Raw genomic sequence first — 14117 nt, forward strand, 5'->3', positions numbered from 1 at the left:
TTATTCATACTCCCCTTCCGGATCATCATGCGATTCCCGCACCATGCTATCTGTCGTACTTTCACCGATATAACCGTTATCTTCCGTGACTTGTCCACCGCCCAGACCCTCATTCACCATCCGGTCAATGTCCAGCATGAACGACTCCCGGTCAAGCGGCAGCTCTTCTGATGTGATAGCCTCCCAGTTAACCGCTGTTGCAGGTGTATGAAAACCTTCAGACCCTTCCGACTCGGCACGAGGATACGGAGAGAACGTATGGGCGTGAGCTTCAGCTTCGTCTCGTTTGTTCTTCATAGGGGTGCCTCCTGACGTGATAGTTAATAACTAACATCATCCTCTTCCAAAACCAGCGCCATACAGCACAGATCTTAAGGATGTTTCTGTTATCATCCCCCACTCTTTCTGAAGCATACCGCTTCCGGGGAAATACGGTTATCCCTCCTGTGAAATGCCCATACTATACATAAAATGTTCTCGGAAAGGAGCCGTTCATGCATACGGTCTGGAAAGGTGCAATTAGCTTTGGTCTGGTTCATGTTCCTGTCAAAATGTTTTCGGCTACCGAAGACAAAGACATCTCCATGCGTTACATTCACAAAGTCTGCGGCAGCCCACTCGCTTATGTACGTAAATGTCCTTCCTGCGAAGTTGAGGTTCAATGGGAAGAGATCACCAAAGGATATGAATATGAGAAAGGCAAATTCGTCTTGTTCGAGAAGGACGAGCTTGAAGCGTTAAATGATTCCAGCAGCAAAACCATTACCATTCTGGACTTCGTAGATTTAACGGAGATCGATCCGATTTATTTTCAAAAAACGTATTACCTCTCCCCCGATCAAGCGGGAGGAAACGCCTACCAGCTATTAATGACTGCCATGCGGGATACAGGAAAGATTGGCATCGCCAAGATATCCATTCGCTCCAAAAGCAGTTTGGCCGCGATCCGTGTACTGGACGATTGCCTCTCTATGGAAACCATTTTCTATCCAGACGAAATCCGTCCCGTCTCTCAGGTTCCCAACCTGCCCGAGGTCCTGAACGTAAACGAGAAGGAGTTGACGATGGCGAAACTGCTGATCGATCAGTTATCCACTCCTTTTGAACCTGGTAAATATACAGACGACTACCGCGCCAAATTGCTGGATCTGATCAATCACAAAGTAGCTGGTGAAGAAATCAAAATTGCCCCTGCCAAGCCGGAAGCGAATGTCATGGATCTTATGGCAGCATTGCAAGCAAGTATTGAAGCTGTGAAGCCCATTCCAACCGATCCCGGAACCACCACAGCCAAACCCAAAAAACGTGCTCCTAAGAAAACTTCGGTCCAAGCAGTGGCTGGAGGAGAAGAAGAGGCTCCTGCTCCTGCGAAAAGAAAGAAGGCTGCTCCTAAACCCAAGGCTTAAGCGGCAAACAACAAAGAGATTCGTTTGTCACCAACATCAACATTGGAGATCCGGCCATGAAGCCGGATTTTTGTTTTGTATTCCATAATAGAAGTAATATTCAACCAAAAATGACTACACCAAAATCGAAAATACAATTGACGAAAGTTGATTTATATTTTATATTAACTAATGAAAAGTAACTTATTTATAAATGTACAGTTGAGTCTCATATCTACATGAGCTATGACATTACAATAGCCCTATACCATTGCAAATGGGCGAACCGCAACAAACCAACTAAACTTGTTTACAGGAGGAAATCCTTATGACTTCTACTTATCAAATTCCTGCTACAACCCATCTGGGTGAAGTAAGTCTGCGAATCAGCAATTTGGAGCGATCCATTCAATTTTATACCGAGGTGGTCGGACTGAAACTGCTTGAACGCAGTGAAAAAGTCGCTACCATGACTGCCGATGGAAAGCATTCGCTTCTACGCCTTGAGCAGTTGACCAATGCCGTGACGATGCCTGTTCGCTCCACTTCAGGCTTATATCACTTCGCCATCCTGCTGCCCGACCGCAAATCGCTGGGCCTTGCCCTCCGTAATCTGGCTGAATCCGGCATTGAAATTGGTCAGGGTGATCATCTGGTCAGTGAAGCATTCTACATTTCAGATCCGGATCAGAACGGTATCGAAATCTATGCAGACCGCGCCCGCGACACCTGGAAGCGAGATGCAGATAATAACTACATTATGTCAAGTGATCCTGTTGATGTAGACAGCCTGTTCGCTCTGGCCGCAAACGAGCCTTGGCAGGGATTGCCCGCCGGAACCGTCATTGGTCATGTTCATTTCCACGTACGTGGTTTGGAAGAATCGCGCCGTTTTTATACAGGAGTCCTTGGTTTCGACATCGTTGGTAACTTCGCCAATATGTCCGCCCTGTTTGTGTCCGCAGGCGGTTATCACCATCACATCGGGCTGAACATTTGGGCTGGTACAGGCGCCCCTGTAAATCCTGACAATGCAACAGGCATTGACTACTTCACCATCGTTTATGACGAGAAAGAACAATTGGAACAAGCTGTAGAGCAACTGCGTCAGTCGAACACATCTATCGAACAGCAAGGTAAGGACTGGTTTACTGTAGACCCACAGAATATTCGCATTCGTTTGACCACAACGAGCTAACACGGGAAATCCGTGACGTGAATATTGTGTATTAAATTGAGTACTCTGATTAGCCCGGACACAAATTCCCTCGCTCCATATAGGGAATTCAGTTGTCCGGGCTTTTTTGCCTACCTTTTTTTATGTTGATATATGCCTTTATCCATTTCCTAATAAAATTGGTGCAATTGGCGTATCCTAACCAAATATCTAGATCGACATGCGAAGGAGAACCCACATGATTGAAAAGGGGCGTTTAACTGTAAGACAACTGGGCTCGCTGATGTTCTTATGCACGATTGGTGAACAGATTATCGTCTTCCCCTCGATGATCACTTCATATGCGCATCAGGATGCATGGTTGTCCGCATTATTGGGCGTTGCTGGAGGAGCAGGCATACTGTCCATTATGCTCGTTGTGTACAAACTGCAGCCCCGGATGAATCTGATTCAACATGCATTGCATACTCTTGGGCCCTGGATCGGGGCCTTCATCAGCTGTTTTTATCTATTCTATTTTCTAATGGGTACCTCCGCGTTTATACGAGAAATTGGGGATTTCATGACGACCCAGATCTTGCCTGAATCCCCGCTCTTCATTGTGAATTTGCTCTTTGTTTTCACTCTTGTCTGGGGGCTCTTATCTGGTCTGGAACCCATAGGCAGGAGCGCCGAGGTATTTCTTCCCCTGATTGTGCTATTTCTGCTCATTCTGACCGTCTGTCTGTTCCCGCAATCACATCTGGACAACATCAAGCCTGTTCTTGGAGAAGGATTTCTGAATCCCTTTAAAGGCTTTGTCGCTGTGCTTACCTATCCTTATTGTGAATTGTGCATCTTTCTTATGCTCTTTCCTTATGCCAAAAAGGAAGCTCATTGGGAAAAGGATATCCTGCTGGCAGCCATTATAGGCGGATTGATGCTTACCCTAACGCTAACCATCTGTCTGCTGGTCATGGGGCCATTTATGACGCAGCACCATTGGTTCGCAGCATTTAATCTGTCGCTGAAGATTAACATAGGCAACTCTTTGCAACGAATCGAAGCCTTTATGGCTTCCGTCTGGATTATTGCCGTCTTTTTCAAAAGCATTCTGTTTTTCTATAGCTTTGTACTCGGAATCACTCATCTCTTCAAATTGTCCAGCTATCGTCCACTCATTTTGCCTGGTGCCCTGTTGGTTCTGGCCATGTCCATTGTTCTAGCTCCAAACGAAAATTTCTATCTCAAGGTTGTTATTCCATATTGGATTGATTGGGACCTGACCTGTGGCATTGCAATTCCTTTGCTGCTCATTATGGTACATAAACTAAGGGTACGGCTGCGGAAGAGTTAAACTTGCGACAGTCAACTTAGGGCATCAACCTCCAGGCAGATTTGAAAGAGGAAAGGAGTTTTAGGCACATGTTCAATCCTCTGGTTCCTTTTGAACCTATATCCCGAGATGTGATCCCTAGCGGGCAAAACTGGATTGCCCAAATCAAATGGGATGGGGTCCGCATGCTTGCTTACGAGGACGGACAGGGAATTCAATTAATTAATCGCAGATTGCACAACCGAACTGCTCAATATCCTGAGCTGGTTCAGCCACGCAATCTGTGCTCCGTCCCTTCTTATATTTTGGATGGAGAGATTATTGCCCTTGACCCGAATACGGGAAAACCGTCCTTCTATCACGTGTTGCGGCGAGATCGCATGAGCAGACCGGATGGCATTGCCCAAGCTGTAAACCAGATTCCGGTGACTTATATGGTATTTGATATTCTTTTCTGCGATGGGGTATGGGTCACAGATCAACCACTTGCAAAACGTCAGCGTCTGCTGCATCAAGTTCTGAATCCTGCTCCCCATGTTCAGGAGGTGACCAACACGTCAGATCCGGACGCCCTGCTCACTGTGATGAGACAGCACCAGATGGAGGGAATTGTATGTAAAGACCTTTCCAGTACCTATGGAATCAACGGTAAGGATCAACGCTGGCAGAAGGTCAAGATTTTCCACGATCTATATGCGATGATTGGCGGGGTCACCTACCGCAGTGGTATCGTCAATGCAATCGCAGTTGGTGTATATGATGGGCCAAACTTTGTCTATATTGGTCATGTCGGCACGGGTAAACTGAACTCGGACTCCTGGCGTAAACTAACCGAAGAAGTACAGCCTCTCATCCGAAAGGATAGACCATTCCATAACATACCTGAGAGAAGCGCGGAGACGACATGGGTTGAACCACAGATCGGAGTCAAAGTGCAATTCATGGAACTCACCCACCATCTTACCCTACGTCACCCAAGCATCCAGGCTTTTGCTTCGGTAAAGCGAGAGGAGTGTGAGATCAGCCAGATCAGTCATCTTATCCCTGAACGATAAACTAATTTTTACATCCACCTGAAAAAGTAAAAAGGCTTTCCTTTTAAATTATACTTGTTCCCCAGAGGAGGTGTTATTCATGGCCCATACAATAAAGGGCACCATAACGATTAATGGAATGGAACTTACTGTGACTAATCCAGACAAGTTGTTATGGCCCGAAGCAGGTGTAACCAAGGCTATCTATTTGCAAAAGTTGGCGGCACTGGCTCCCTACCTACTTACTTACACCCGTAATCGGCTGCTCACCACGATACGTTATCCGCATGGTGCAGGCGGCGAGTTTTTCTATCAGAAAAATGCCCCAGAGCCAGTTCCGGAGTTTGTGCGAACCGAGATGCATGACGGGATACGATATGTGGTGATGAACGACCTCCCTGATCTGTTATGGCTTGGCAATCTGGCCGCTCTGGAGTTTCATCCTTCCTTGCATGCCGTAGGCAACCATCTGCCTTGCGAGTGGATGATTGATCTCGATCCTTCGCAGGAAGAAGAACCTCGCATTATGCAGGCGGCCTTAATCGTGGGGGAAACGCTAACTTCACTTGGTTTGAGATCGGTACCGAAAACATCCGGTGCCACAGGTGTACAGATTATTGTTCCGATTCGCCAAGGTGTAACCTTCGATGAATTAAGAGACATCGGTTATTTTGTAGGCAAATACGTCACTCAAAAACATCCGGATCTATTTACACTGGAACGACTAAAAAAAGACCGGGGGGATCGCATTTATTTTGATTACCTCCAGCATTATGGTGGCAAAACGCTGGCAGCTCCTTACACTCCCCGCGCCAAGCCAGGTGGCACTGTGTCTACTCCACTCACATGGGATGAAGTGCGGAACAACGTTTCGATCAAGGATTACCACTTGATGAACATCGTGGAACGCCTGACGAAGACCGGGGATCTGATCGCAGCTGTCGAACCCCAGCCTGTTGAACTGATCATCCAGCATTTAAAACAAAAATAGCCGGTCACCCTCAAACCAAGGGTACCGGCTATCTTTTCGTTTACGCGCGATGAGATTCGCTAATGTATACCTTTTTTCTTGAAACGTCCGCCCTTCACATCGTGAATGTTACCAATCGCCACAAAGGCATGTGGGTCCCAATCTTCAACAATGGACTTCAGTTTAGCTTCTTCCAAACGAGTAATAACCACAAAGATAATTTTCTTCTCGTCTCCGCTGAAGCCACCCTCTCCATCCAGGAAAGTGACGCCACGACCCAGACGGTCGGTTAAGGCTGAACCAATATCACGATACTTCTCGCTGATAATCCATACCGATTTGGATTGATCCAATCCTTCATTCACAATATCAATCATCTTCATTGCAATATAATAAGCAATCATGGAATACAGGGCGTTTGGCCAGCCAAACACAAAACCTGCACCTGCAAAAATAAATACGTTAATGAACAATACGATCTGACCTACAGACAATGGTGATTTCTCACTCAACAGTATGGCTACAATCTCCGTACCATCCAGTGAACCGCCAGAACGAATGACGAGACCAACACCAACCCCCAAGATCAATCCACCAAATACAGCTCCAAGCAGTGGTTCACCTGGCGTCAGTGCAGGAACGTGGTGTAACAATGACGTTCCAATGGACATTACGACGATCCCGAGCAGTGTAGATAGCGCAAACGTTTTACCAATTTGTTTATACCCCAGAATCAGGAAAGGCAAGTTCAGCAAGGTCAGGAAAATTCCGAGTGGCAGATGTGTAAGCTCTGACACCATAATCGAGATCCCTGTTATTCCCCCATCAATAACGCCATTCGGCACGAGAAATACTTCGAGTGACACAGCCATCAGTGCAGCACCGACCAGAATCATCACGATGCGCTGCAGAAGCTTCAGTGAAAACACCGAACTCTTCACATTGCGGTCCGGCTTGGATGTTAGTTCTTTAACCGATACATTGGACATGGTATCCCCCCCGTTTTGATCAAGATGTGAATCCATTTCATAAATCATTTAAGTACCCCAGAGGAACCCTACATACAGAGGAACAACGCCGTCCCAACGCTATATGCACCCCGTTATAAAAGCACCTAAAGGCTATATGAAATGTATTCAAGTATGTCTTAATTCCGGTTGACACTTCCAAAAGAGAGCAAAAGGGAGCCTGTTTTCCCGCAGACTCCCCTCCTTCGCCAAGACATAATTTATATAAACATTATATCATAAAAGATCAAATTTGAGCAAAATAGTTAGCAAAAAGAAGATAAATTCACAAAAAGTGAACTTATCTTGAGAAATCCGCCCTATAACGGCTAAAGCAGCGGAGAAAGCATGCGAGAAAGCATTTCTGCCCCTTTTTGCCACCGTGAACGCTGCTGAAACACCTTCACGTCAATCTGGCTGCATTCATCCAAATCACGTTCAAAATCCTCGGTCAGCCGTTCCATGGATGATTTTTCGAACAACACAGCGGTCAACTCGAAATTGCAGAAAAAGCTCCGCATATCCATATTGGCTGTGCCTACCGTCGCAAGCAAATCATCCACAATCAGGACCTTGGCATGCACAAAACCTTTGCGATATTGATAGAATTTCACTCCCGCACGCAACAGTTCTTCGACATAGGACAGTGAGGCCAAGTGCACAAGCCGGGAATCCGATTGATACGGAATGATGATTTTCACATCTACCCCACTCACGGCAGCCGTCTTAATCGCTTCATACAGTGCGGGGTCCGGAATGAAATAGGGTGTTGTGATGTATATGCGTTCGCATGCCACGGAAATCGCCCCAAAGCACATTTCTTGAATGGCATCCCAGTCCTGATCCGGCCCGCTGGCCAGAATCTGAATCCGCTCTTCCCCGCTGCAAATATGTGGAGGGAACAGCTCTGTCAGTTGAGGCTCTGTAATCTGCTCGCCGGAAGCAAGTTTCCAGTCGTTCAAGAACGTATTTTGCAGGAAATATACGGCATCTCCTTCAATCTGTACATGGGTATCGCGCCAGAATCCAACCTCCGGATATTGTCCGAGATAATCATCACCTATATTAATTCCACCCACAAATCCAATCCTTCCATCCACCACAACAATTTTACGGTGATTCCGGTAATTCACCCTTCGGTCAATCGTTGCAATGAGCGGCGGCAGAAAATAATGAAACTCCACGCCTGCGTTCTGAAACTTGCGGATAAAGCTCCAGCTCATCTTGTGACTGCCGAGTCCATCGCAGATCAAACGCACTTTGACGCCTTCTTTCGCCTTGCGAATCATCACGTCCTGAAACTTTGTACTGATGACATCATCCCGAAAAATATAAAATTCAACATGCAGATGGTGCTCTGCCTGTTCCATGGCCCTCAACATGGCTTCAAATGTCTCTTCACCATTCGTCAGTACTTGACTCCGATTGCAACCTGTAATTGGGCTCTCAGACAGGTGTGACAGCAGGTTGAACAAACGATGCTGATGATTGTATCGGCTGCCAGACATCTGATCGGCATGCTCGACAATATGAGCCTGCTCCCAGATCGTTTCCCGTATTTCCCGAAAGATTCGCGAACCGCCCTTACGGACCTTCTTTCGTTTGCTGTAGTCCTGGGCGACAAAATAATACACAACAAAGCCGATCAAGGGTACACAGAATAAAATAAAAAGCCATGCCACAGCTTTCGCCGGATTACGGAATTCCAGCAACAGAATGGTGGCTGCCTGAAAAGTAAATACGAGCAATATAATGACCAGCCAAAACATTCGGCTTCCTCCTCATGGCAAGGGATAACCTTGCCGTTCTCTCTCACTGTACAAGCTTTGACGATAAAGCCTTTAGCTAATCATTAGATACCCAATGTATGCACTGTTCGTAACGTTTGCTTAGATAAAATTTTACATACACAGCGCATCTGTAACAGTGCTCAGCCAGTTCTTGCCATGCTTTGGCGTTGTATATTCTGACTGTGTTCCCCTCTACATATGATTCATTCCAGTCTGCGGATCAGCACTCCATCGCCATTTCGCATACTCTGCCTTCCAGACTCTTCCTCTTTTCTTGATTGGAAGGTGGTCTTCTTACGTAAAATTAGATATAATATTCGTTAAAAACTTATTACTTAAAGGAGAAGACTAGTTAATGGAAAGTGAGAGGTATGCGTTAAATTTAGTATTGGTTGCATTTTTGATAGGACTTTCGGCGTTTTTTGTTGCAGTGGAGTTCGCTCTGGTACGGATTCGTCCGAGCCGGATTGACCAAATGATTGCAGAAGGAAACAAGCGTGCCTTGGCTGTTAAACAAGCCGTTGCCAACCTGGATGGATATTTGTCCGCCTGTCAGTTGGGTATCACGATTACATCTCTGGGACTGGGCTGGCTGGGAGAACCCACGGTAGAGAAAATTCTCCACCCTGTGTTCGAAAGCATGAACATGCCTGAGGCAGTTTCTTCATTCTTATCGTTTGTTATTGCGTTTGTTGCCATCACGTATTTGCATGTGGTAGTTGGCGAACTTGCACCTAAAACGATTGCAATCCGTAAAGCCGAAGCCGTTGCTCTGCTGACGTCTACACCTATCATCTGGTTTAACCGAATTATGTATCCTTTTATCTGGCTGTTAAACAGCTCAGCGAATCAACTGGTCAAGTTGTTCGGAATCAAACCTGCATCGGAGCATGAAGATGCGCACTCCGAAGAAGAATTACAGTTTATCATTAATGAAAGCTTTGAGAGCGGCAAAATCAACCAAGCCGAGTTCGGATATGTAAGCCGAATTTTTGCTTTTGATGAGATGCTTGCCAAAGAAATCATGGTACCCCGGACTGATATGGTCTGCCTTTATGTCAATAGATCGAACGAGGAAAACCTGGATATTATCCGTCAAGAACAATACACCCGTTTTCCAGTAGTAAATGAGAGCAAAGACGATATTATCGGTATCATAAATACCAAACAATTTTTCCTGGAGTTGTACGGGAACGAAGAACCTGTCGATCTCTCTTCCCTCATTCAGCCGGTATCGGCTGTTCACGAAACGACTCCGGTCAAGGACCTGCTCAAGAAAATGCAGAAGGATGGCGTGCATATTGCCGTGCTGGTCGATGAGTATGGAGGTACGTCCGGGATTGTAACGATTGAGGATGTGCTTGAACAGATTGTCGGAGAAATTCGGGATGAGTTCGACGCAGACGAAGTGGAGGATATTCAGGTTATCAATGAAAACTATGTCATTATGGATGGCAAGGTGTCCTTGTCCAAAGTAAACGATATGTTCACGTCAAACCTGGATGCGGACGAATGGGATACCATTGGCGGATGGCTTTATAGCCATCGTCCAGAGATGAATGAACAGGAAGAATATGAGTTCGAGAATCTCACCTTCGTGTTGCTGGAAAAAGACAAAAATCGCTTCTACAAAGTCGCCGTTGTTCCTAAGGAACCACTGACCATGTCCGACTACACTGATGAAGACGAGACGAATTAATAAACTCGCTTCTTCAATATAGATACACTAAAAGGTGGTGTCCATCGTCGTGAAGATGATGGACACCACCTTTTTCATATGGCAGGCGTATTGGGATGAGTCGCGGTTAGCGATACTTGCTGTTTAGCATAGTTCGCTCTCGCGGCGAATATCTAACGAATCGAGCACGTTCTATTGGCCCTATTTTCACTGTTACAACAGTTTAACGAATCGCAGACACTCTAATGCCTTGATCTGCTGGTCCTTTCGCATTTTTCCGGCGTAAAAGAGACCCTGAAGTTCGTTAGCCTTGGCCACTCATGCTAATTCACACGATAAGGTGCCTAGAGTTGTTAGCACCTTAGTTGAATTAATTGGCTGGATCTGCCTTGTCTTCGACGATTCGATTCTGAATCTTCCGGAAAATAATTTTGATGATCATATATAACGGAATAACGATAATCATCCCAAGAATGTTCCCCAGGTCTGCACCTACAAGCAGTAAGATGACGGTAGTCAACGGATGAATGTCCAACTGTTTGCCATAGACATAAGGAGAGATCAGATTATCCTGAATTTGCTGAGCGATAACAATGATGACAAGCGACCAGATCGCCATTGAAGGTGATTCAATGAACCCCACAATGACGACAGGAATGGCTGCCAGCAAAGCCCCTACATAAGGAATGAAGTTCAGGATAATGGATACGGCCGTCAGGAGTAATGCATATGGCAAACCGAGAAAGAGAAAACCAATATACATCAGGATGCCCAAGGCTACATTGACAATGACACGACCTACAATGTAGCTGCTCAAAGCTTCATCGATTTCATGTACCGTCTCTTCTCCATCTTTACGGTAACGTCTCGGGAGCAACAGTGTAAGATTAGTTCCAAATTTGCTGCCTTCCTTGAGCATGTAATACAGCATGATCGGGAACGTCGCCAGAATGATGACCAGATTAGATACGACAGAAAACAATCCGGATACATAATCCGTTACCTGGGCAATTCCTTGACTTAGAAAATCGGAGAAGCGTGAGAACAGATCGGAATCCTCAGGTATATATTTTGAAAGGAAACCACTCTTTTCGAATTCAGCCAACTGATCACTGAGCGATGTAACCAGTACCGGGGCATTCTCCACAAAATTCAACAGTTGTTCACGCAGTGAAGGCCATACAAGCACACTGAATCCTGCCATAATCAGCGCAATCACCACGTAAATAATAAGGACTGACAGTGCACGTTTCATTTTGTGCCGTTCCATATAGTCGACGAGCGGACGCAGCAGATAATAGAAGAAACCAGCAATCAGCAGCGGAATAATGATGATGTGAATCAGCGAGGTCAGGGGGCTGAAAATAAAGTTGACTTTATCCCCCAAATACACGATGAGCAGCAGCAAAATAATTGCTGTGCATATACGGTAAAACTTGTTGTTTATCAAGAAACGTGATCCCTCCATACGCTGCTCTGCCAAATACGACTGCGGCGATAATATGTATGTCATGCAACTTAATACAGCTTGGACAGCGTGTTCCATTCCAAGCCGTATTCTTATGTATGATTATATGTACCCTTAAATGCTAGTCATGCCACAGCGAATGCTGAATATACTCTCTTTTCCATCCTGAAGGAGAAATTGGGTAAAAAAAAGAAGCAGGCGATTAGCCTGCCACATCTCTTTTGTTGAATACAACCCATGAGATCAACATGAAAACAACATAATATACAGCTAGCACAGCAACAGAAAAGCCAAGTGTCATGCCTGTATTCCCACCGTCAAACATACTAAAGTCCGTCACTGGATCCATATACCGACTGAGATCCATGTTATTGAACAGAACATACTTGGCCCATTCATAACGAACGGGATTGAAGATCAATGAGAACAAATTCTGTGTAAACATGATAAATAGAGACAAACCGATGGCCAGAGCTCCCGAACGAAACACGGAGGAGACCATAAAGGCAATAGCGAGCGTAATAAACAAGTCCACGTACAGATATCCCCATAGTGCAAATGCGTGTGATGCAGAAGCACCGCTTCCATCCGGAGTTACGGAATGGGAGAACAGCATATACGACATTACGGTTGCCATAATAACAACAAGTAACGTACTCAGAATACTGAATCCAATCACGGACAAATATTTGGATGCCAGTATTTTGCTGCGTGACCACGGACGAATCAACAGTAGTTTAATGGTTCCCCAAGTGAACTCTCCGGCCACCGCTTCGGCTGCTATGACGACACAGAAGATAGTATTCAGGAAAAAGACGACCTGAACGGTAGTAATAGCTGCTTGCCAGTATGGAACTTCACTGGACCCCATGCCTTCATTGAGCAGAACCGGCATCAACAGCGAAATTAATGCCAGAATAGATAACATAATCCAAGTACGCGGACGACGGAAAATTTTCATGTTTTCATTCATAATGAGATTGCCGAAATTACCCAATGCTTCCGCCCCCAGTCACCTGCAAAAATTGATCTTCCAGCGTATGGGTTACGCTACGGATACCGTATACCTGGAACCCTTCACTGACCAGCCTCGCATTCAAGTCCGGAATCTGCTCACGGGATAAACGAATCACAATGGCATTGCCCTGAACTGTAGCTTCGCTAATTAGTTCGGCTGCACGTGGAGCATCATTTACTTCAAAAGCAACTTCAGTAAGTACGTCCACTCCTGCCTCAGCTCTTAGATTTCTTACATCAATCAATTTGCCATTTTGGATAATCGCAACGGTATCACACATCAATTCCATCTCCGACAACAAGTGGCTGGATACAAAGACGGTGATCCCTTCCTCTTGACAGAGCTGGCGCAAATAATCCCTAAGTTCCCTTATTCCCTGCGGATCAAGGCCGTTGGTGGGTTCATCCAATACCAATAACTTTGGTTTATGTAATATGGCTTGGGCCACGCCCAAACGCTGGCGCATACCCAGAGAATAGGTCTTTACCTTGTCATGAATGCGTGCTGTAAGCCCAACACGTTCAATCGTCTCGGCAATGCGTTCTTTCGTAATACCAGGTGACATCCGGGCAAAGTGAACGAGATTCTGATATCCAGTCAGAAACTTGTACATTTCTGGATTCTCGACAATAGCCCCAACCTGAGCGATGGCCTGCTCAAATTCATTCTTTACACTGTGTCCCGAGATGATGATATCTCCTTGACTGATGGACATCAGTCCTACCATCATTCGAATCGTTGTTGTTTTCCCCGCCCCATTGGGTCCTAAAAAACCAAAAACCTGCCCCGGAGAAATATCCAGAGTCAGGTCACTGACCAATGATCGGGAGGAGATGATTTTACTGACGCCCTGAAGACGGACGACCGGCTCCTGCTGCATTCCATTTCCTCCTTCATCAACGGGCATTCACATCATGCCCGCTTCTCATATGAAGATAGTGTATCATAATCTTTAGTATATTGTCCCGCAAACTGGGATTTACCCTGACGTTTCATATGAACTACACACGCTTCACAGCATCCAAGCGGCATCTCACTCCGATAAAATCCGGTGCGAAATACGTGATTGCCTCCACAGTCCTCTTCCTTTAGTTCGACAGAGCCCCTAGCGACCGACACAATCATCCCACAACTGACACAGTAAAAGCGGTCCGTTTCAATCAATGATATTCCTTCCCCTCACAAGGAGCATTGAAGTCCCTGTTATTTGTCGTTAGACGCTGAATTTTGATACATTTTGTATCTAACTCGTAATTTACTTGACACCGGGACTAA

Annotated in this window: 13 protein-coding genes; 6 read left to right on the plus strand and 7 right to left on the minus strand. The window is 45.7% G+C overall.

The window, feature by feature from the left end; all coding sequences use genetic code 11:
- The gene (locus A6049_RS09960; protein ID WP_063564487.1) at nucleotides 1-297 is read right to left on the minus strand and encodes a hypothetical protein; all 297 of its coding nucleotides are present in this window, start codon (nucleotides 295-297) and stop codon (nucleotides 1-3) included.
- Nucleotides 298-494: 197 nt separating this feature from the next.
- Between A6049_RS09960 and ku the strand changes: the two genes are divergently transcribed.
- The 5 genes from ku to ligD all read left to right on the plus strand — a co-directional run bounded on the left by ku (nucleotide 495) and on the right by ligD (nucleotide 5902).
- Nucleotides 495-1406 (plus strand): non-homologous end joining protein Ku, encoded by a 912-nt coding sequence (gene ku, locus A6049_RS09965; RefSeq protein WP_063564488.1) that lies wholly within the window; start codon nucleotides 495-497, stop codon nucleotides 1404-1406.
- A 307-nt stretch (nucleotides 1407-1713) separates the two neighbouring features.
- A complete protein-coding gene (locus tag A6049_RS09970) occupies nucleotides 1714-2583 on the plus strand; it encodes a VOC family protein (RefSeq protein ID WP_063564489.1) in 870 nt (289 codons plus the stop codon).
- Nucleotides 2584-2800: 217 nt separating this feature from the next.
- Entirely contained in the window at nucleotides 2801-3898 is a 1098-nt protein-coding gene (locus A6049_RS09975) for a GerAB/ArcD/ProY family transporter (RefSeq protein WP_063564490.1), read from the plus strand.
- Nucleotides 3899-3966: 68 nt separating this feature from the next.
- Nucleotides 3967-4932: an ATP-dependent DNA ligase gene (locus tag A6049_RS09980; RefSeq protein WP_063564491.1), complete on the plus strand. Its 966-nt coding sequence runs from the start codon at nucleotides 3967-3969 to the stop codon at nucleotides 4930-4932.
- 79 nt (nucleotides 4933-5011) lie between these two features.
- Nucleotides 5012-5902, plus strand: a complete 891-nt coding sequence (gene ligD / locus A6049_RS09985) for a non-homologous end-joining DNA ligase (protein WP_063564492.1) — start codon at nucleotides 5012-5014, stop codon at nucleotides 5900-5902.
- Between the two features lie 59 nt (nucleotides 5903-5961).
- Here the strand turns inward: ligD and A6049_RS09990 are convergent, their stop codons facing one another.
- Together A6049_RS09990 and cls are read right to left on the minus strand one after the other, a co-directional pair.
- Nucleotides 5962-6870, minus strand: coding sequence for a YitT family protein (locus tag A6049_RS09990; protein WP_053783466.1), 909 nt, complete (start codon nucleotides 6868-6870; stop codon nucleotides 5962-5964).
- Nucleotides 6871-7217: 347 nt separating this feature from the next.
- Nucleotides 7218-8657: a cardiolipin synthase gene (gene cls / locus A6049_RS09995; RefSeq protein ID WP_063564493.1), complete on the minus strand. Its 1440-nt coding sequence runs from the start codon at nucleotides 8655-8657 to the stop codon at nucleotides 7218-7220.
- 376 nt (nucleotides 8658-9033) lie between these two features.
- On the opposite strand from cls, the gene A6049_RS10000 reads away from it, so the two are divergent.
- Complete coding sequence (locus A6049_RS10000; RefSeq protein ID WP_063564494.1) at nucleotides 9034-10377, plus strand: hemolysin family protein; 1344 nt, start codon at nucleotides 9034-9036, stop codon at nucleotides 10375-10377.
- Nucleotides 10378-10726: 349 nt separating this feature from the next.
- On the opposite strand, the gene A6049_RS10005 is transcribed toward A6049_RS10000, so the two are convergent.
- The 4 genes from A6049_RS10005 to A6049_RS32935 form a co-directional block, all read right to left on the minus strand.
- Complete coding sequence (locus A6049_RS10005; RefSeq protein ID WP_240321363.1) at nucleotides 10727-11806, minus strand: AI-2E family transporter; 1080 nt, start codon at nucleotides 11804-11806, stop codon at nucleotides 10727-10729.
- Nucleotides 11807-12026: 220 nt separating this feature from the next.
- A complete protein-coding gene (locus tag A6049_RS10010; protein ID WP_063564496.1) occupies nucleotides 12027-12821 on the minus strand; it encodes an ABC transporter permease in 795 nt (264 codons plus the stop codon).
- Nucleotides 12814-13722 (minus strand): ABC transporter ATP-binding protein, encoded by a 909-nt coding sequence (locus A6049_RS10015; RefSeq protein ID WP_063564497.1) that lies wholly within the window; start codon nucleotides 13720-13722, stop codon nucleotides 12814-12816. The genes A6049_RS10010 and A6049_RS10015 overlap by 8 nt, the downstream gene beginning before the upstream one ends.
- A gap of 32 nt (nucleotides 13723-13754) precedes the next feature.
- Entirely contained in the window at nucleotides 13755-14006 is a 252-nt protein-coding gene (locus A6049_RS32935; RefSeq protein WP_143038119.1) for a hypothetical protein, read from the minus strand.
- Nucleotides 14007-14117: the final 111 nt, after the last annotated feature.

It is taken from the genome of Paenibacillus sp. O199 (assembly GCF_001636635.1).
Classification (GTDB): domain Bacteria; phylum Bacillota; class Bacilli; order Paenibacillales; family Paenibacillaceae; genus Paenibacillus; species Paenibacillus marchantiae.

Bases quoted from the DNA above. Each gene is read 5' to 3' on its own strand.
- A6049_RS09960 (WP_063564487.1), bottom strand. From the start codon at position 297: ATGAAGAACAAACGAGACGAAGCTGAAGCTCACGCCCATACGTTCTCT.
- ku (WP_063564488.1), top strand. From the start codon at position 495: ATGCATACGGTCTGGAAAGGTGCAATTAGCTTTGGTCTGGTTCATGTT.
- A6049_RS09970 (WP_063564489.1), top strand. From the start codon at position 1,714: ATGACTTCTACTTATCAAATTCCTGCTACAACCCATCTGGGTGAAGTA.
- A6049_RS09975 (WP_063564490.1), top strand. From the start codon at position 2,801: ATGATTGAAAAGGGGCGTTTAACTGTAAGACAACTGGGCTCGCTGATG.
- A6049_RS09980 (WP_063564491.1), top strand. From the start codon at position 3,967: ATGTTCAATCCTCTGGTTCCTTTTGAACCTATATCCCGAGATGTGATC.
- ligD (WP_063564492.1), top strand. From the start codon at position 5,012: ATGGCCCATACAATAAAGGGCACCATAACGATTAATGGAATGGAACTT.
- A6049_RS09990 (WP_053783466.1), bottom strand. From the start codon at position 6,870: ATGTCCAATGTATCGGTTAAAGAACTAACATCCAAGCCGGACCGCAAT.
- cls (WP_063564493.1), bottom strand. From the start codon at position 8,657: ATGTTTTGGCTGGTCATTATATTGCTCGTATTTACTTTTCAGGCAGCC.
- A6049_RS10000 (WP_063564494.1), top strand. From the start codon at position 9,034: ATGGAAAGTGAGAGGTATGCGTTAAATTTAGTATTGGTTGCATTTTTG.
- A6049_RS10015 (WP_063564497.1), bottom strand. From the start codon at position 13,722: ATGCAGCAGGAGCCGGTCGTCCGTCTTCAGGGCGTCAGTAAAATCATC.